This window comes from Streptococcus danieliae (assembly GCF_013415245.1).
GTDB classification, from domain to species: Bacteria; Bacillota; Bacilli; order Lactobacillales; family Streptococcaceae; genus Streptococcus; species Streptococcus danieliae_A.
On sequence record NZ_JACBXX010000153.1, the window covers coordinates 1 to 16,601 of the forward strand.

Consider the following 16,601-nt stretch of genomic DNA (forward strand, 5'->3'; position numbering starts at 1 on the left):
TGGAAATCTCCGAAAGGCTGGAAATGCCGTCCCCATCAAGATAGTGTACAGAGTTTTAAGCGCAAGCTGAAGCGACTAACGACGAGGAAGTGGAGCATTGACCTAACGACACGGATTGAACGATTAAATTGGGTTATCCGCGGTTGGGTAAATTACTTCTCACTTGGTAATATGAAGACGATACTGACGCAAATAGATGAGCGTTTACGAACTCGTATCCGAGTCATTATCTGGAAGCAATGGAAGAAAAAATCGAGACGACTATGGGGACTTCTGAAACTAGGTGTTCCGAAATGGATAGCCGATAAAGTATCTGGCTGGGGTAACCACTATCAACTAGTGGCACAAAAGTCAGTCTTAAAGCGAGCTATATCAAAACCAGCCCTTACTAAAAGAGGACTGGTTTCTTGTCTAGATTTCTATCTTAAACGACATGCGTTAAAAGTTAGTTGAACCGCCGTGTGCCGAACGGCACGCACGGTGGTGTGAGAGGGACTAGAAATTAGCCTCTACTCGATTCTGGGGAGACTAGTTTTTGCCTATTTCTTATGATAGAATATTTCTAAAAGGAGTGATTATGGAAGCAAAGGTTCAACGTCGGGCATTGTATGTCTACCTATATTATAACCGGGATCGGCGCAAGTTGAGTTCCTATGGGGATATTGCTTATCACTCCCGGCGCTTGCGCTATGTTCAATTGTTTGTAAAAGCAGATCAACTATCGTCGATTGTCGCCCAGTTGCAAGGGCAGTCTTTTGTACGGGATATTCAAACCAGTCTGTTGACGGAATTACCCCTCACCTATCAAGGTATCGATTTAGGAACCCTAGAAAGCGGAGACTAACCTTCCGCTTTTTAATTTGTGAAAGAAAATAAAATGAAAGTTTTCATGTAAAAATAAGTAAAAAAATCGCAAACACGTATTGACAATTTTCTGACAATTCTATATATTAGAGTCTATAAAAAAAGAGGAGTAGTTTTATGAAAGGTAAAACGTTAGTGGCCACAGTCCTGCTGGCCTCTATGACATTGTTAGCAGCTTGTAGCCAAGTGCCAGTTGCGGACGGTTCCAAAGCTAAGGGAACAGAGATTGGGGAGACCATTAAGGTCGGCTTCAACTTTGAAAACACTGGTTCTGTAGCGGCTTATGGATCTGTGGAGCAAAAAGGAGCCTTGCTAGCTGTTGAGGAAATTAACCAGGCAGGTGGTGTTGATGGCAAGCAAATTGAGGTGATTTCCAAAGATAATAAATCGGAAACTCAAGAAGCAGCTTCCGTATCAACCAATTTGGCCATTCAACAGGAAGTTAATGCCATTGTCGGCCCTGCAACCTCTGGTGCGACTGCGGCAGCTATTCCAAAAGCAACTATCGCGGGTGTACCGGTGATTTCACCAAGTGCGACGCAAGATGGTTTGACTGCTGGTCAGGACTTCTTGTTTGTTGGAACCTTCCAAGATAGCTACCAAGGACGAATTATTGCTAAGTATGTGGCGGATAATTTGAATGCTAAAAAAGTAGCCTTGTTTACGGATAATTCAAGTGACTATGCCAAAGGAATTGCCAAGTCCTTCAAGGAAGCCTATAAAGGTGACATTGTGATTGAAGAAACCTTTATTGCGGGAGATACCGATTTCCAAGCAGCCTTGACAAAAATGAAGGGTAAGGACTTTGATGCCATGGTTCTGCCAGGTTACTATACTGAAGCAGGTAAGATTGTTAACCAGATGCGGGGGATGGGCTTGAATCAACCGATTGTTGGTGGAGACGGTCTGAACTCAGAGGAATTTGTGCAACAGGCAACGGCGGAAAAGGCCAATGATATTTACTTTGTATCCGGTTTTTCTTCAACTGTAAAAACCAGCGAAGAAGCAGAATCCTTCAAAAAAGCTTACCGTGACCGCTTTAAAGAAGAACCAAGCACCTTCTCAGCCTTGGCTTATGACTCGATGAAAATGATGGCCAAAGCGATGGAGGGAGCCGATAATTCCATCCAAATCCGGGATAACCTAACTAAGATTAAGAATTATAACGGGGTAACCGGGAAAACTAGCTTTGATGCCGATCACAACACCAGCAAATCAGCCTTTATGATGACCATGCAGAAAGGTAAGGTTGAGGAAGCAGTGTCGGTGCAACCAGACTAAGTCGTTTAGGAGATTATTTAGAATGATACTACAGCAATTATTGAACGGGCTGATTTTGGGAAGTATTTATGCCTTGCTTGCCTTGGGCTATACCATGGTATATGGAATTATTCGCTTGATCAACTTTGCCCACGGGGATGTTTATATGATGGGAGCCTTTCTAGGTTATTTCCTCATTAATACCCTCCATTTGAATTTCTTTGTGGCCCTCTTGCTGGCCATGGCTGGAACCGCGGCCCTTGGGGTCTTGATTGAGTTCTTGGCCTACCGTCCGCTACGTCAGTCAACGCGGATTGCAGCTTTGATTACCGCGATTGGGGTTTCCTTCCTTTTGGAATATGGAATGGTCTTCTTCTTTGGTGCTAATCCACGTCCTTTCCCACAAGTGATTGAAACCGTCCGCTATGAGTTGGGTCCTGTTTCAATGACCAATATTCAATTGTTGATTTTGGGAGTTTCCATCCTCTTGATGGTGGTACTGCAGTTGATTGTTAAGAAAACCAAGATGGGGAAAGCCATGCGGGCTGTATCTGTGGACAGTGACGCTGCCCAGTTGATGGGAATTAATGTTAATCGGACCATTAGCTTTACCTTTGCCCTTGGATCAGCCTTGGCAGGGGCAGCGGGTGTGCTGATTGCTCTTTATTACAATTCCTTGGATCCATTGATGGGAATGACGCCTGGTTTGAAATCCTTCGTTGCGGCCGTATTGGGCGGAATTGGAATTATTCCCGGGGCAGCCTTGGGTGGTTTTGTCATCGGGGTCCTCGAAACTGCAGCAACAGCGCTTGGATTCTCTGATTTCCGAGATGCGATTGTCTATGGAGTATTGATTTTGATTCTCCTAGTACGTCCAAGTGGTATTCTTGGTAAAAATGTGAAGGAGAAGGTCTAGTCATGCAAAAAAATCTAAAGGAAAATATGATTTGGGCAGGGCTGCTAGTTGCCGGCTATGCCTTGGTTACACTTTTGGTTGAGATGAATGTACTCAATCTCTACTATCAAATGATCTTCCAACAAATTGGAATTAACATTATCTTGGCTGTAGGTCTCAACCTGATTGTTGGTTTCTCCGGTCAGTTCTCGCTGGGGCATGCCGGTTTTATGGCGATCGGTGCTTATGCGACGGCTATTATCGGGAAGCAGTTGCCAACCTATGGGGGTTTTATCCTATCAGTCCTCGCAGGGATGGCCGTTGCCGGCCTTGTTGCCCTCTTGGTTGGTCTGCCTACCCTCCGTTTGAAAGGGGACTACTTGGCAATCGCGACACTAGGGGTAGCCGAAATTATTCGGATTATCATTGTCAATGGTGGTGAGGTTACCAACGGGGCTGCTGGTCTCTTGGGAATTCCTGCTTTTACAACGTGGCAAATGGTCTACCTGTTAGCAGCTTTGACAACGATTGTGACCTTGAACTACTTGCGGAGTCCGATTGGTCGGCAGACCTTGGCGGTTCGTGAGGATGAAATCGCGGCTGAATCAGTTGGAATTAACACGACTAAAATTAAGGTGATGGCCTTTGTCTTTGGTGCGATCACGGCAAGTATTGCGGGTTCTCTCCATGCTGGTTTTGTTGGTTCGGTCGTTCCAAAAGACTTTGCCTTCACCAACTCTATCAACATCTTGATCATCGTTGTATTTGGTGGCCTCGGTTCGATGACGGGAACCATTGTGGCGGCGGTTGTACTGGGAATCCTCAATATGCTCTTGCAAGACGTAGCCAGCATCCGGATGATTGTTTACTCATTGGCCCTCATCCTAGTGATGATTTTCCGTCCAGGTGGTCTCTTGGGAACCTGGGAATTGAGTTTGAAGAATCTGTTGTCAAAATCAAAAAAGGAGGTTAAGTCCTAATGGCACTTTTAGAAGTTAAACACTTAACAAAACATTTCGGCGGTTTAACGGCTGTTGGGGATGTAACCTTGGAATTGGACAAGGGGGAATTGGTGGGCTTGATTGGTCCCAATGGAGCGGGGAAATCAACCCTCTTCAATTTGTTGACCGGTGTCTACGAGCCAAGTGAAGGAACCATTACCTTGGATGGTAATGAGCTCAATGGTAAGGAACCCTACACCATTGCGGGTCTAGGTCTGGGGCGGACCTTCCAGAATATCCGTTTGTTCAAGGATTTAACCGTCCTGGATAATGTTCTCATCGCTTTTGGGAATCACCAAAACCCACATATCTGGGCTAGTCTCTTCCGCCTTCCCCTTTATTATAAAAAGGAAGAGGAATATAAGCAGAAGGCGCTAGATCTGTTGAAAATCTTCTCTTTGGAAGAATATGCGGATACCTTGGCGAAAAACTTGGCTTATGGGCAACAGCGTCTCTTGGAAATTGTGCGGGCCTTGGCGACGCAACCTAAGATTCTGTTCTTGGATGAACCGGCGGCAGGGATGAACCCTCAGGAAACAGCTGAATTGACAGCTTTAATCCGGAAAATTAAGGAAGAATTTAACATCACGGTGATGTTGATTGAACATGATATGAGTTTGGTCATGGAAGTCACGGAGCGGATTTATGTGCTGGAATATGGACGGTTGATCGCCCATGGAACCCCTGAGGAGATCCGCACCAACAAGCGTGTTATCGAAGCTTACTTGGGAGGAGAAGCCTAATGTCAATGTTACAAGTTGAAAATCTATCCATTCACTATGGGATGATTGAAGCCGTCCATGATGTCAGCTTTGAGGTCGCTGAAGGGGAAGTTGTTTCCCTGATTGGGGCCAATGGAGCTGGAAAAACCAGTATCTTGCGGACCATTTCCGGCTTGGTTCGCCCAAGTCAAGGACGCATTCTGTTTCAAGGTCAGGAAATTCACAAACAGCCTGCGCAAACCATTGTTGCTTCAGGTCTATCACAAGTGCCAGAAGGACGCCATGTTTTCCCAGGACTAACCGTTCTGGAAAACCTTGAAATGGGCGCTTTCCTGAAAAAAGACCGGGAAGAGAATGCCCGGAATTTGAAGAAAATTTTTGAGCGCTTCCCACGTTTGGAAGAACGCAAAGGCCAGGATGCGGCAACCCTGTCGGGAGGTGAACAACAGATGTTGGCCATGGGCCGGGCCCTGATGTCAACACCTAAGCTTTTACTTTTGGATGAACCATCAATGGGATTGGCGCCTATCTTTATCAATGAGATTTTTGAAATCATTAAGGACATCCAAGCTCAAGGGACAACCGTTTTGTTGATTGAGCAAAATGCCAATAAGGCTCTAGCTATTTCCAATCGCGGTTATGTGTTAGAAAATGGTAAAATTGTATTAGCAGGTACCGGTCAAGAACTTCTAACATCAGAAGAAGTGCGCAAGGCCTACCTTGGTGGTTAGCAGGCAGACGGAAAGGAATGGACTATGGCTGTTAAAGATTTTATGACAAAACGAGTGGTCTTTATTGACCCAGATACTTCCATTGCACATGCAGCAGACTTGATGCGGGAACAAAACCTTCATCGTCTGCCGGTTATGGATCATGGGAAACTGGTTGGTTTGGTGACCGAAGGTACAATTGCAGAGGCAACTCCTTCTAAAGCCACAACCCTATCCATCTATGAAATGAACTACCTCCTCAACAAAACCAAGGTCAAGGATGTCATGGTCCGGGATGTCTTTACCCTGGATGAAGATGCCAGCCTGGAAGATGCGGTCTACTTGATGTTTAAACATAAGGTTGGCATCCTTCCGGTGATGAAAGGGGATGAGCTTCGTGGTGTGATTACAGATCGCGATGTCTTCAAAGCCTTTTTGGAAGTTGCCGGTTATGGAGCACCCGGTACTCGGGTTCGCGTTCGGACGACCAACCAGGTTGGAGTCTTGGAACGTGCCGTCCATGCAGTTGTTGAACGTGATCTTAACATTGATAACGTTGTCAACATTCCAAATGCAGATGGTTCTGTAACCATTGAATTGCAATTGGAAGGTCAAACAGACCACGAGCAACTTCGGGAAGAGCTCGAAAAACAAGGCTTCCAAGTGGACTATGTTCACGAAACCCAAGCCAAAGCTTTTTAAACTGTAAGGGAACTCCCTCTCAGATTCTTGAATGAGCCATTCGGAATCGGAGGGAGTTTTTTGCGTCTTCGAAGGAGTCGAAGCTTCTTTTGAACATCAAGACGATTCCTTGTCGACGGGCTTTGCCCTACTCTTTATTCGCTTTTTTAATTTTAGACTCATACTAGAGGCTGGGACAAAAGTCTAGCCTCTTTGACTTTGGATAACAAAATGCCTTTGACGCAGTAGCTGATTGGCCTCTTCGTTCGCTTTTCAAGCTCGGAAGAGGACCTAATCAGCCTTGCGGGGGTGGGACTACGAACTAAATTTTTCCAAATTTAGTTCTGTCCCACTCCCTACTCCCAGAGCTTTTGAGTTGTCAGCAGCTTGTTTCTGAGATGCGCTTGATTTTTTGAGCTTAGGCACCTTCTGTCCTCATAGAACGATTTAGCTAGTGTCAAATTTCCTGAAAACAGGTATAATAGTAGCTAAGAAAAGAGGGAACTATGAAACAGGGATTTTTACTGTCCATTGAAGGACCAGATGGATCTGGGAAATCAACCCTAATCCAAGAATTGGCCAGTCACTTTTCAGATACAGGCCGGGAAGTAGTGGTCACCAGGGAACCTGGGGGCGCTCGGATTGCTGAGCAAATTCGGGAAATTTTGCTCAATCCAGACCATGCGGAGATGGAGGCCAAAACGGAACTTTTGCTTTATATGGCCAGTCGTCGCCAACATCTAGTTGAAAAAGTCTTACCAGCCTTGGAGCGAGGGGCCTTGGTTTTAATGGATCGGTTTATCGATTCCTCGGTGGCCTATCAGGGTTATGGGCGCGGTTTGGACTTGGAAGCGATTCACTGGCTCAACCAATTTGCGACAGATGGCAAGAATCCTGATTTGACCTTACTGTTGGATTTACCGGCCGAACAGGGCTTGGCTCGGATTCAGGCTCATCGTTCAGGGGATGTTGATCGGCTGGATCAGGAAGATTTGAGCTGGCACCAGCGTGTCCGTCAAGGGTATCTGCAGCTGTCGGAAGAGAATCCAGATCGTTTGGTAAAAGTCGATGCTAGTTTGGATCTTCCCGAGGTTTTCGATCAAGCCCTTCAACGAATCGCAGAAAGATTGCCCCTATGAGCTCCTTAGCAGAGAAGTTGGAACAGACCCAGGCTAGTCTCCTGCAGCGTTTTCAGAAAATTATCCAGGCTGACCGTTTAAGCCATGCCTATTTGTTTGCGGGGAGTCCCCAGACCTTGTATATGGCCCTCTACCTCAGCCAAGCCATTTATTGTGAGGATCAACAAGAGGGGCTGCCCTGTGGGAAGTGCCGATCTTGCAAACTGGTGGAGTCCCAAGAATTTTCAGACCTGCATGTGGTCAGCCCGGTGAATCGCATTATCCGCACGGAACAAGTTAAAGGTCTCTTAGGCCAGGTTTCGCAATCGGGTTTGGAAAGCTCCCATCAGGTTTTTATTGTCCGTGATGCTGAAACCATGCACAGCAATGGGGCTAATGCCCTACTGAAATCGATGGAGGAGCCGACTGGGCAACAACATTTCTTTTTCCTCAGTAAGAACCCCGATCGGATTCTGCCGACCATTCGCAGTCGGACTCAGTTTGTCTATTTTCCAGACCGGATCCAGGATTTAACGGCAGCCTTTGAGGCTGACGGACTGCTAAAAACCCAAGCCCAGTTTCTAAGCACCTTGTTGCAGGGCAATACCCAGCTTCTGGACAGCCTTGGTCAAAACTGGATTCTGGAGATGAACGCCCAGTTGGATAGTTGGTTGCAGCAGTTTCTCAAAAAAGAAGCCAAGTCTTTTCTGGCCCTATCAGCCTTGGTTGCCCAGGCCGATGATCGGGATAAACAGGCTCTGTTTTTGGATATGCTGGAACTCCAGCTAGGGCAGAAGGCAGCTACTCCCAAGCGTTGGAAGCTCTTGAAAGATTTGATGGCAGCCAGGGTCGCCTGGCAAGCCAATGTTCCCTTGTTAGCGAGTTTGGAACGTTTTTGTTTAGAGAATTTGTAATTTGAAGAGAAGGAGGAGCCCCTTGGAAAAGAAAGATATTTTAGTGACCCTTGATAATTTCAGCAATCATCTCATTCGTACCCTCAATGAGCTGGAATCTATGAAAGTAGCTGTACGCGAATCAATTGAAGAAAACACCCTCCTCCGTCTTGAAAATGAGAAGTTACGGGAACGCTTGAGCCAGGTTGAGACGGGTGAGCCGGAAAAACCCTTTAAACAAAGGGAAGGGTTGCACCGGATTTACCTAGATGGCTTCCATGTGTGTACCTATTTTTACGGCCAACAACGTGAAGGTGAGTGTGCCTTCTGTGATGAATTGTTATTTAGAGGTTAATCGTGCAGATTCAAAAAAGTTTTAAAGAAGTCTCTGAGTCTGGGACACTGTATTTAGTGCCGACGCCGATAGGCAACATGGAGGACATCTCCTTTCGAGTCTTGAAACTCTTGGAGTCCGTGTCCCTGATTGCAGCCGAGGACACGCGGGTAACAGGTGCCTTGCTCAAGCATTTTGAAATCCGGAATCGCCTGATTTCCTTTCACGAACATAATGCCCAAGCGCGCATTCCAGAACTTCTCGACCTTCTGGCCCAAGGTCAAGATCTGGCCCAGGTTTCCGATGCCGGCCTGCCCAGTATTTCGGATCCCGGCCATGATTTGGTCAAGGCCGCCCTGGATGCGGGCTATAAAGTAGTCCCAATCCCTGGTCCGTCAGCCGGTATTACGGCTTTGATTGCGAGTGGTCTGGCCCCCCAACCCCATGTTTTTTACGGTTTTTTACCACGGAAGGCTGGCCAGCAGCAGGCCTTTTTGGAGTCCAAGCGCCACTATCCGGAAACGCAGATTTTTTACGAATCTCCTTATCGCTTAGCGGCTACTTTGGAAAAAATCCTGACTGTTTACGGCAATCGGCAGCTAGTCCTAGTCCGTGAATTAACCAAGATTTACGAGGAGTTTCGTCGGGGAAGTATCCAAGAGGTGTTAGACTCGCTGCTTACAGACCCCATAAAAGGAGAATGCCTGCTCATCGTAGAGGGCTATCAAGCGGAAGCCCAGCCAGCTCAGAGCCTAGAGGCTGTCCTTGAAGTCCTTAAGGAACGGGTGAGCCAAGGCCAACGCCTCAAAACCGCCAGTCAGGAATTAGCCAAGGAAACGGGTTTAAAGGCCAAGGAACTCTACCAGGCCTACCATCAAGAAGAAAAGGATGACTAAAAGTATGTTTGATTATTACGGACACCCGCGTTGCACTACCAGCAAGGCAGCTGAAAAAGAATTAAAAGCACTGGGGATTGAAACGCAGTTTATCGACCTGACCCAGGCAGCTCCAAGCCTAGAACAATTGGAAAGCTGGATGGCTCAAGGAACTTGGCCCATCAAAGCCTTTTTCAATACCAGCGGTAATAAATACCGGGAATTGGGCTTAAAAGACAAGGTTCCCAACTTGAGTGCGGCAGAAGCTGCCCAACTTCTGGCAACAGATGGCATGCTGATTAAGCGTCCCTTGTTGGTAAAAGATGGCCAGCTCCTGCAAATTGGCTATCGGACTCCCTATGCAGATCTAGAGCTTTAGGACTGGACTATGGCAGACTATCTTTCCGTCGGGACCCTGACCAAGTATCTCAAGCGAAAATTTGACAAGGATCCCTATCTGGAGCGGGTTTTTCTGACCGGTCAGGTCTCCAATTTTCGGGCCCGTCCCAACCACCAATATTTTTCCCTAAAGGATGAAGAGGCCGTTATTCAGGCAACCATGTGGGCGGGTGTCTACAAAAAGTTGCCCTTTAGGCTTGAGGAAGGGCAACAGATTAATATCGTGGGTCGGGTCCAGCTTTACGCCCCCAACGGCTCCTATTCGATTGTGATTGAAAAGGCAGAGCCAGTTGGCGTAGGTGAATTGGCTCTTCGCTTTGAACAATTAAAAAAAGAATTGACCCAGGCGGGCTTTTTTAAGGCAGAGCATAAGCAGCCCTTACCCCGCTTTAATCGGAAGATTGGCGTGGTGACCAGTCCCAGTGGAGCGGTTATTCAGGACATTATCACAACCGTCAATCGGCGCTTTCCAGGACTTAGTATCCGGCTTTATCCGGCCAAGGTCCAGGGAGAGGGGGCGGCTGCTGAAATTGCCCAGCAAATTCAGCGGGCCAACCAGGCTGAAGATCTGGATGTACTGATCGTTGGTCGGGGTGGAGGTTCCATGGAGGATCTCTGGGCCTTCAACGAAGAGGTCGTGGTGCGGGCCATTTTTGAATCGCGCCTGCCTGTGATTTCTAGTGTGGGACACGAGACCGATGTGACCTTGGCTGACTTTGTGGCCGATCAGCGAGCCGCGACGCCGACAGCTGCGGCGGAGTTGGCAACCCCTTATACCAAAGCGGATTATTTCCTGGCCCTTGAACGCAGCCAGCTCCAGCTCAAGCAAGCCTTGGACCGCCTACTCAAGGTTCAAAGGGAGCGCGTGGAAGTTCTCAACCAATCAATTATTTTCCGCCAGCCGGAGCGTCTCTATGATTCCTACCTGCAAAAGTTGGACCAACTAGATCTCCAACTCAAGCAGACGGTGGAAAAAGCGCTCCAAAACCAACAGCACCAGAGTCAGCTTTTGCACCAAGCCTTGATCCGCCAGAGCCCAAGGCCGAGACTGGACAAGGCCCAAGACCAGCTGGCACGCTTGGAAACTGATCTGCAGCGGGCTATAACCGATCGTTTAAAACAGGCCCAGCAGCGGTTTCAGGTTGCCAGCGATGCCTTGTCACAATTGGAATTAAGCCAAATTCTCCAACGAGGCTATGCCTTGGTGAAAACAGACGACAAAATTGTGTCCAGTAGTAGCCAGGTTGAGCCTGGTGATCACTTGACCATCCAACTTCAGGATGGTCACTTAGAAGTAGAGGTAAACCATGTCCAAAACACAGACATTTGAAGAAAAAATGCAGGAATTGGAGCTTCTGGTTCGACGCCTAGAACAAGGCGAAGTTCCTTTGGAAGAGGCCTTGAAGCAATTTCAACAGGGGATGAAATTAAGCCAGGAACTGCAAAAAACCTTACAAGAAGCTGAAAAAACCATGGTCACCATCATGGGTGGCGATGGTCAAGAAACGGAAATGAACGCATGAATCAACAGCTAGCAGTTTTGGAAACTGTCCTCAAGAATTTTTATCAAAGCCCAAGCCCAGAGCCACAATTGGTTGCAGGCATCCTGTATTCCATCCAAGCAGGAGGCAAGCGGATCCGTCCCTTGCTCCTCTTAGATTTATTGGAGGGCTTTGGTCTGGAAATTACGCAGGAGTATGTGAAGGTTGCAGCTGCTTTGGAGATGATTCATACGGGTAGCCTGATTCATGATGATCTTCCAGCCATGGATGATGATGATTATCGCCGGGGCCAACTAACCAATCATAAGAAGTTTGGCGAGGCAGCAGCAATTTTAGCGGGCGATAGTCTCTTTTTGGATGCTTTTGCCCTGTTAGCTCAAGCTGATTTACCAGCGACTCAGCTTGTGGAGTTGACCCAGGCCCTGTCAGAGGCTTCAGGGACTTATGGCATGGTTGGCGGTCAAAGTTTGGATATGCGCTCAGAAGGACAAACTCTAACGCTTGAGGAGTTGCAACGGATTCATGAAAATAAGACTGGCCGCCTCCTGCATTTTCCATTTTTGGCAGCTGGAGTACTATTAGAGCTCGATGTTGAGAGTCGGGAGCTCTTGGATTCCTTCGGGAAAAACCTAGGTCTAGCCTTTCAAGTGCGGGATGATATCCTTGATGTCACGGCTAGTTTCCAGGAATTGGGGAAAACCCCGAATAAGGATGAAATTGCTCAAAAAGCCACCTATCCAGCCATTTTTGGCTTGGAGGAGGCCAAGGGTATTTTAGCCGAGCTTCTGGACCAGATCCACCAGCAAATCACCGCCTTGGAGGCCCAGGGATTCCAGGGAGCAGTCTTGAAAAAAAGAATAGAAGGATTAGCCATTGGTAGCTAAAGAAAGAGTAGATGTATTGGCCTTTCAGCAAGGCCTTTTTGAAACACGCGAACAAGCCAAACGGGGAGTGATGGCTGGTTTGGTCATTCATGAACTGACCGGCCACCGCTATGATAAACCCGGTGAGAAGATTTCTAATGATACTCCCCTCAAGGTCAAGGGCGAGACACTGCCCTATGTTAGCCGAGGCGGGTTAAAATTAGCCAAGGCCCTGGAAGTGTTCGGTATTGATTTGACCGATCAATGGACCCTGGATATTGGTGCCTCCACCGGCGGTTTTACAGATGTCATGTTGCAAGCGGGAGCCCAGCAGGTCTATGCAGTCGATGTGGGCACCAATCAATTGGCCTGGAAGCTACGCCAGGATCCGCGGGTCATTAGCCGCGAGCAGTATAATTTTCGCTATGCCAATCCAGAGGATTTTAAGCCTCAGCCTAGCTTTGCTTCGATTGATGTGAGTTTTATCTCCCTCAGTTTGATTCTGCCGAGTTTGGCTGCGATTTTGCAACACCAGGGCCAGGTTGTGGCCCTGGTCAAGCCGCAGTTTGAGGCAGGTCGGGAAGCCATTGGCAAAAAAGGGATTGTCCGGGAAGCTCGGGTCCATGAAGCGGTCTTGAACCAGACCATGACCATGGCCCAAGGTTTGGGCTTTGGCGTCCACGGCCTGGACTTTTCACCGATCACTGGTGGCCAAGGCAATATTGAATTTTTGCTTTACTTGAAATTGGATCAGGGACCAGCCCTTTCCCCTGACCAGATTAAGGAGACAGTGAGGAAGGCCCATGAGACATTCTAATGCAGACAAGGACCAGCGCCAGGCCCTGATTCGTGCCTTGATCCAAGGCCAGCCAGTTCGTGGTCAAAAAGAAATCAGGGACTACTTGGAGGGCCAGGGTATCTTGGCCACCCAGGCGACTGTGTCTCGAGATTTAAAGGAAATGGGTGTCCTCAAGGGACCAGACGCTGCCTATCAATTCCAAGCCTCTGGGAAAAAGTCGCCGATTTTAGAGCTGGCGGTCCAGGACCAGATGATTTCCCTGCGCGTGGTTCCCGGTCAGGCCCTCCTTTTAAAACGGGAAATTTGGGCCCGCTTTTCCAAGGATCTTTTTTCGATCTTATCCGATGATGATACGGTTTTGCTAATCTTAAAAAAGGGCGTAGAACCAAGTCTGCTCAAACATTCTTTAGAAAAGTGGTAATGTTATGTTATTAGAAATTTCCATCAAAAATTTTGCCATTATTGAAGAAATCACCTTGAACTTTGACAACGGGATGACCGTCCTAACAGGGGAAACTGGGGCTGGTAAATCGATTATTATTGATGCCATGAATATGATGCTGGGGAGCCGTGCGACGACAGAGGTAATCCGTCATGGCATGTCCAAAGCTGAAATCCAAGGTCTCTTCTCCCTGGAAAAGCCCGAAGTGATTCAGACAATTTTAGGGGAGCAGGGCATCGAGGTTGGCGATGAACTGATTATTCGGCGGGAGATTTTTCAGAATGGGCGCAGTGTCAGCCGGATCAATGGGCAAATGGTCAATCTTTCTGTCCTGCGGGCGGTGGGCCAGCACTTAGTTGATATCCACGGCCAGCATGATCAAGAAGAGCTAATGCGGGCCCAGTGGCATGGCCGTCTCTTGGACGAGTTTGGGGATGAGGCTTTTCGGGACTTGAAGGGCCGGTATGCCCAGAGTTTTGAGCGCTACCGGAGTTTACGCCAGCAATTGGTTAGCCAGCAGACCCAGGAAGCGGAGCACAGTGCCCGGATTGAAATGCTGGAATTTCAATTGGCAGAGATTGAGGAAGCTGCTCTCAAACCAGGTGAAGATGTGAGCCTGCAACAAGAGCGGGAACAGTTGATGAATCACAAGTTGATTGCGGATACCCTGACCACGGCCTATCATTTGCTGGATGACGAAGAACAATCCTCCTTGTCCAATGTGGGGACAGCCTTGCGTGACCTGGAGAGTCTGGAAGACTACAATCCGCTTTACAAGGAATTGGCCGGCCAAGTGGCTGAAGCCTACTACAGCTTGGAGGATGCGACCCGGCGCCTGGAGGATCACCTCTCCTCCTTGGATTTTGATGCCAACCGTCTACTCCATATTGAAAGCCGCCTGGATGTGATTTATGCCATTAGCCGGAAGTATGGCGGCAGCGTTCAAGAAGTCTTGGATTATTTTGAAAAAATTTCGCAAGAATACCAGCTGCTGACGGGAAATCAGATTTCCTCTGAAGACTTGTCTAAGAAGTTGAAGGAAGAAGAAAAGGTCTTGGTAGCCTTGGCCCAAGAACTGAGCCAAGCCCGCCACCAGCTAGCCCAGCAATTGGAAGCAGAAATTCAACTGGAACTCCAGGACCTGTATATGGATAAGGCCCGTTTCCAAGTTCAGTTTAGCAAGGGGAAATTTAGCCGCGATGGCAATGAGCAGATTGAATTTTACATTTCAACCAACCCAGGAGAGGACTTCAAACCCTTGGTCAAGGTGGCCAGTGGCGGAGAACTGTCCCGCTTGATGCTGGCCATCAAGTCTGCTTTTTCCCGTAAGGAAGGCAAGACCAGCATTGTTTTTGACGAGGTTGACACGGGCGTATCCGGCCGGGTTGCCCAAGCTATTGCTCAGAAAATTCACAAGATCGGTCGCAATGGTCAAGTGCTTGCCATCTCGCATCTCCCACAGGTGATCGCCATCGCCGATTTTCAATTTTTCATTGAAAAAATATCGGATGATGTGTCGACGGTCTCCCGCGTTCGTCTCTTGGAACCGGAGGAGCGGATTCAAGAGATTGCCCGCATGCTGGCGGGTGAGGAATTAACAGAGTCGGCTATCAATCAGGCTCGGGAGCTCTTGCAAAAACATTGATGTTTGTTATAATAGGACAAAATGACTGTTAAGAAGTAGGTATGTATGACAAAAATTGCTGTAGTAACGGATTCATCGGTCACTATTGAAGATGAATTGGTCCAAGAATATGGGATTCAGGTAATCCCCCTATCCGTGATGGTTGACGGGATTCTCTATTCAGATGCGGATTTGAAGGAGGGGGAGTTCTTGAACCTGATGAAAACGAGCAAGAACTTGCCCAAAACCAGTCAGCCACCGGTTGGTGTTTTTGCCGAAGTCTATGGAAAACTGGCTAAGGACTACGATCAGATTTTATCTATCCACATGTCCCACGCCTTGTCTGGAACTGTCGAAGCAGCCCGCCAAGGAGCTAGCTTGTCTGGAGCCCAGGTTGAAGTGGTCGATTCTTCCTTTACAGACCAAGCGCAGAAATTCCAGGTCCTTGCAGCTGCCCGCTTGGCGCGTGAAGGAGCTTCTTTAGAAGATATTTTGGCTGAAATCGACCGTGTGCGGGAAAATACGGAACTCTATATTGGCGTGTCCACCCTGGAAAATCTGGTTAAGGGGGGACGGATTGGCCGTGTCTCCGGCTTGATTTCGTCGCTCCTAAATATCCGCGTTGTCATGGAAATGGTGAACCACGAACTACGTCCCATCGCCAAAGGCCGTGGTGCTAAAACCTTTAAAAAATGGCTAGATGAATTTAAGGCTGGACTGGAAGGCCGAGAAATCGCTGCAATTGGGATTTCCTATGCGGGCAAACCGGATTTTGCGGAAGAGCTAAAAGGCCAACTCCAACCATTTTTAGAGGCGCCGATTTCCGTCTTGGAGACCGGTTCCATCATCCAAACCCATACCGGAGAAGACGCCTGGGCCGTTCTAATTCATTACGCTTAAAGCTGGCTTAAAATCTGAAAGTCAAGGCTGGCGAAACGCTTTTTTTACTTGCTTTTCTCATTTTTTTGAGTTATGATATGTACTGTTAGAAAATTAATGGAGGATTCTTACGAATGGCTAACAAACAAGACTTGATTGCTAAGGTTGCAGAAGCAACAGAATTAACAAAGAAAGATGCAGCAGTTGCAGTTGATGCAGTATTTGCAGCAGTAACTGACTATCTTGCCAACGGTGAAAAAGTTCAATTGATCGGTTTTGGTAACTTTGAAGTTCGTGAGCGTGCAGCCCGCAAAGGTCGTAACCCACAAACTGGTAAAGAAATCACAATCCCTGCATCTAAAGTTCCAGCTTTCAAAGCAGGTAAAGCCCTTAAAGACGCAGTTAAATAAAACAGTCTGGGGATAGACTGTTTTATCCAGTCTGGGGATAGACTGTTTTATCCGATTCTGCTAGCAGAATCGCTTCAACTATTTTATGAGCCTATTGTATCAACCTTTTAGAGGGGTACAATAGGCTTTTTCTTTCGTTTTGGGGCATTTTTGGGGCATGGATTTCGAGAGCGGGTGACGAGAAATCTACAGGCTGATAACTGATACTTAACAAAAATCAAAATCTGAATTATAATAGATATTATGGAATTCACACAAGATCAAATTAATGAATTAAAATCAGATCTCAAAAATAAACAACTTTCTGCTTATCACAACCGTATTCAAGAT

At 47.5% G+C, this 16,601-nt stretch carries 21 protein-coding genes; all 21 read left to right on the forward strand.

Going from position 1 to position 16,601, the window contains the following annotated elements; genetic code table 11:
• Nucleotides 1–453: group II intron maturase-specific domain-containing protein (locus HZY94_RS07410; protein WP_306538575.1), on the forward strand; the 453-nt coding region annotated here is incomplete at its 5' end.
• A gap of 124 nt (nucleotides 454–577) precedes the next feature.
• On the forward strand, nucleotides 578–844 hold the full coding sequence (locus tag HZY94_RS07415; protein WP_179925657.1) for a DUF2129 domain-containing protein: 267 nt from the start codon (nucleotides 578–580) through the stop codon (nucleotides 842–844).
• Between the two features lie 137 nt (nucleotides 845–981).
• On the forward strand, nucleotides 982–2,145 hold the full coding sequence (locus HZY94_RS07420; protein WP_179925658.1) for an ABC transporter substrate-binding protein: 1,164 nt from the start codon (nucleotides 982–984) through the stop codon (nucleotides 2,143–2,145).
• Between the two features lie 25 nt (nucleotides 2,146–2,170).
• On the forward strand, nucleotides 2,171–3,040 hold the full coding sequence (locus HZY94_RS07425) for a branched-chain amino acid ABC transporter permease (protein WP_179925672.1): 870 nt from the start codon (nucleotides 2,171–2,173) through the stop codon (nucleotides 3,038–3,040).
• Between the two features lie 2 nt (nucleotides 3,041–3,042).
• Nucleotides 3,043–3,999, forward strand: a complete 957-nt coding sequence (locus HZY94_RS07430) for a branched-chain amino acid ABC transporter permease (protein ID WP_179925659.1) — start codon at nucleotides 3,043–3,045, stop codon at nucleotides 3,997–3,999.
• The gene (locus HZY94_RS07435) at nucleotides 3,999–4,763 is read left to right on the forward strand and encodes an ABC transporter ATP-binding protein (RefSeq protein ID WP_160332474.1); all 765 of its coding nucleotides are present in this window, start codon (nucleotides 3,999–4,001) and stop codon (nucleotides 4,761–4,763) included. Before HZY94_RS07430 ends, HZY94_RS07435 begins: the two co-directional genes overlap by 1 nt.
• Nucleotides 4,763–5,473, forward strand: a complete 711-nt coding sequence (locus HZY94_RS07440; RefSeq protein ID WP_179925660.1) for an ABC transporter ATP-binding protein — start codon at nucleotides 4,763–4,765, stop codon at nucleotides 5,471–5,473. The genes HZY94_RS07435 and HZY94_RS07440 overlap by 1 nt, the downstream gene beginning before the upstream one ends.
• 24 nt (nucleotides 5,474–5,497) lie before the next feature.
• On the forward strand, nucleotides 5,498–6,154 hold the full coding sequence (locus HZY94_RS07445) for a CBS domain-containing protein (RefSeq protein ID WP_179925661.1): 657 nt from the start codon (nucleotides 5,498–5,500) through the stop codon (nucleotides 6,152–6,154).
• A gap of 485 nt (nucleotides 6,155–6,639) precedes the next feature.
• Nucleotides 6,640–7,272, forward strand: coding sequence for a dTMP kinase (gene tmk, locus HZY94_RS07450; RefSeq protein ID WP_179925662.1), 633 nt, complete (start codon nucleotides 6,640–6,642; stop codon nucleotides 7,270–7,272).
• On the forward strand, nucleotides 7,269–8,165 hold the full coding sequence (locus tag HZY94_RS07455) for a DNA polymerase III subunit delta' (RefSeq protein ID WP_179925663.1): 897 nt from the start codon (nucleotides 7,269–7,271) through the stop codon (nucleotides 8,163–8,165). The genes tmk and HZY94_RS07455 overlap by 4 nt, the downstream gene beginning before the upstream one ends.
• 22 nt (nucleotides 8,166–8,187) lie before the next feature.
• On the forward strand, nucleotides 8,188–8,499 hold the full coding sequence (locus HZY94_RS07460; RefSeq protein WP_160332479.1) for an initiation control protein YabA: 312 nt from the start codon (nucleotides 8,188–8,190) through the stop codon (nucleotides 8,497–8,499).
• Between the two features lie 2 nt (nucleotides 8,500–8,501).
• Nucleotides 8,502–9,374 carry a 16S rRNA (cytidine(1402)-2'-O)-methyltransferase gene (gene rsmI / locus HZY94_RS07465; protein WP_179925664.1) on the forward strand — a complete coding sequence of 291 codons (873 nt, stop codon included), beginning with the start codon at nucleotides 8,502–8,504 and terminating at the stop codon, nucleotides 9,372–9,374.
• 4 nt (nucleotides 9,375–9,378) lie between these two features.
• Nucleotides 9,379–9,732 carry a Spx/MgsR family RNA polymerase-binding regulatory protein gene (locus HZY94_RS07470; RefSeq protein ID WP_179925673.1) on the forward strand — a complete coding sequence of 118 codons (354 nt, stop codon included), beginning with the start codon at nucleotides 9,379–9,381 and terminating at the stop codon, nucleotides 9,730–9,732.
• Nucleotides 9,733–9,741: 9 nt separating this feature from the next.
• Nucleotides 9,742–11,082, forward strand: a complete 1,341-nt coding sequence (gene xseA, locus HZY94_RS07475) for an exodeoxyribonuclease VII large subunit (protein ID WP_179925665.1) — start codon at nucleotides 9,742–9,744, stop codon at nucleotides 11,080–11,082.
• Nucleotides 11,060–11,275 (forward strand): exodeoxyribonuclease VII small subunit, encoded by a 216-nt coding sequence (locus HZY94_RS07480; protein ID WP_160332482.1) that lies wholly within the window; start codon nucleotides 11,060–11,062, stop codon nucleotides 11,273–11,275. Before xseA ends, HZY94_RS07480 begins: the two co-directional genes overlap by 23 nt.
• Complete coding sequence (locus HZY94_RS07485; RefSeq protein ID WP_179925666.1) at nucleotides 11,272–12,138, forward strand: polyprenyl synthetase family protein; 867 nt, start codon at nucleotides 11,272–11,274, stop codon at nucleotides 12,136–12,138. Before HZY94_RS07480 ends, HZY94_RS07485 begins: the two co-directional genes overlap by 4 nt.
• Nucleotides 12,128–12,934, forward strand: coding sequence for a TlyA family RNA methyltransferase (locus HZY94_RS07490; protein WP_179925667.1), 807 nt, complete (start codon nucleotides 12,128–12,130; stop codon nucleotides 12,932–12,934). The genes HZY94_RS07485 and HZY94_RS07490 overlap by 11 nt, the downstream gene beginning before the upstream one ends.
• The gene (locus HZY94_RS07495; protein ID WP_179925668.1) at nucleotides 12,921–13,337 is read left to right on the forward strand and encodes an arginine repressor; all 417 of its coding nucleotides are present in this window, start codon (nucleotides 12,921–12,923) and stop codon (nucleotides 13,335–13,337) included. Before HZY94_RS07490 ends, HZY94_RS07495 begins: the two co-directional genes overlap by 14 nt.
• A gap of 4 nt (nucleotides 13,338–13,341) precedes the next feature.
• Nucleotides 13,342–15,003, forward strand: a complete 1,662-nt coding sequence (recN, locus tag HZY94_RS07500; RefSeq protein ID WP_179925669.1) for a DNA repair protein RecN — start codon at nucleotides 13,342–13,344, stop codon at nucleotides 15,001–15,003.
• A gap of 45 nt (nucleotides 15,004–15,048) precedes the next feature.
• On the forward strand, nucleotides 15,049–15,882 hold the full coding sequence (locus HZY94_RS07505) for a DegV family protein (protein WP_179925670.1): 834 nt from the start codon (nucleotides 15,049–15,051) through the stop codon (nucleotides 15,880–15,882).
• 113 nt (nucleotides 15,883–15,995) lie between these two features.
• Nucleotides 15,996–16,271: an HU family DNA-binding protein gene (locus tag HZY94_RS07510; RefSeq protein WP_179925671.1), complete on the forward strand. Its 276-nt coding sequence runs from the start codon at nucleotides 15,996–15,998 to the stop codon at nucleotides 16,269–16,271.
• The last annotated feature ends 330 nt before the right edge of the window (nucleotides 16,272–16,601 follow it).

Bases quoted from the DNA above. Each gene is read 5' to 3' on its own strand.
- tmk (WP_179925662.1), top strand. From the start codon at position 6,640: ATGAAACAGGGATTTTTACTGTCCATTGAAGGACCAGATGGATCTGGG.
- HZY94_RS07435 (WP_160332474.1), top strand. From the start codon at position 3,999: ATGGCACTTTTAGAAGTTAAACACTTAACAAAACATTTCGGCGGTTTA.
- HZY94_RS07480 (WP_160332482.1), top strand. From the start codon at position 11,060: ATGTCCAAAACACAGACATTTGAAGAAAAAATGCAGGAATTGGAGCTT.
- HZY94_RS07505 (WP_179925670.1), top strand. From the start codon at position 15,049: ATGACAAAAATTGCTGTAGTAACGGATTCATCGGTCACTATTGAAGAT.
- HZY94_RS07415 (WP_179925657.1), top strand. From the start codon at position 578: ATGGAAGCAAAGGTTCAACGTCGGGCATTGTATGTCTACCTATATTAT.
- HZY94_RS07445 (WP_179925661.1), top strand. From the start codon at position 5,498: ATGGCTGTTAAAGATTTTATGACAAAACGAGTGGTCTTTATTGACCCA.
- HZY94_RS07510 (WP_179925671.1), top strand. From the start codon at position 15,996: ATGGCTAACAAACAAGACTTGATTGCTAAGGTTGCAGAAGCAACAGAA.
- HZY94_RS07470 (WP_179925673.1), top strand. From the start codon at position 9,379: ATGTTTGATTATTACGGACACCCGCGTTGCACTACCAGCAAGGCAGCT.
- HZY94_RS07420 (WP_179925658.1), top strand. From the start codon at position 982: ATGAAAGGTAAAACGTTAGTGGCCACAGTCCTGCTGGCCTCTATGACA.
- HZY94_RS07430 (WP_179925659.1), top strand. From the start codon at position 3,043: ATGCAAAAAAATCTAAAGGAAAATATGATTTGGGCAGGGCTGCTAGTT.
- HZY94_RS07485 (WP_179925666.1), top strand. From the start codon at position 11,272: ATGAATCAACAGCTAGCAGTTTTGGAAACTGTCCTCAAGAATTTTTAT.
- HZY94_RS07455 (WP_179925663.1), top strand. From the start codon at position 7,269: ATGAGCTCCTTAGCAGAGAAGTTGGAACAGACCCAGGCTAGTCTCCTG.
- xseA (WP_179925665.1), top strand. From the start codon at position 9,742: ATGGCAGACTATCTTTCCGTCGGGACCCTGACCAAGTATCTCAAGCGA.
- HZY94_RS07440 (WP_179925660.1), top strand. From the start codon at position 4,763: ATGTCAATGTTACAAGTTGAAAATCTATCCATTCACTATGGGATGATT.
- HZY94_RS07495 (WP_179925668.1), top strand. From the start codon at position 12,921: ATGAGACATTCTAATGCAGACAAGGACCAGCGCCAGGCCCTGATTCGT.
- recN (WP_179925669.1), top strand. From the start codon at position 13,342: ATGTTATTAGAAATTTCCATCAAAAATTTTGCCATTATTGAAGAAATC.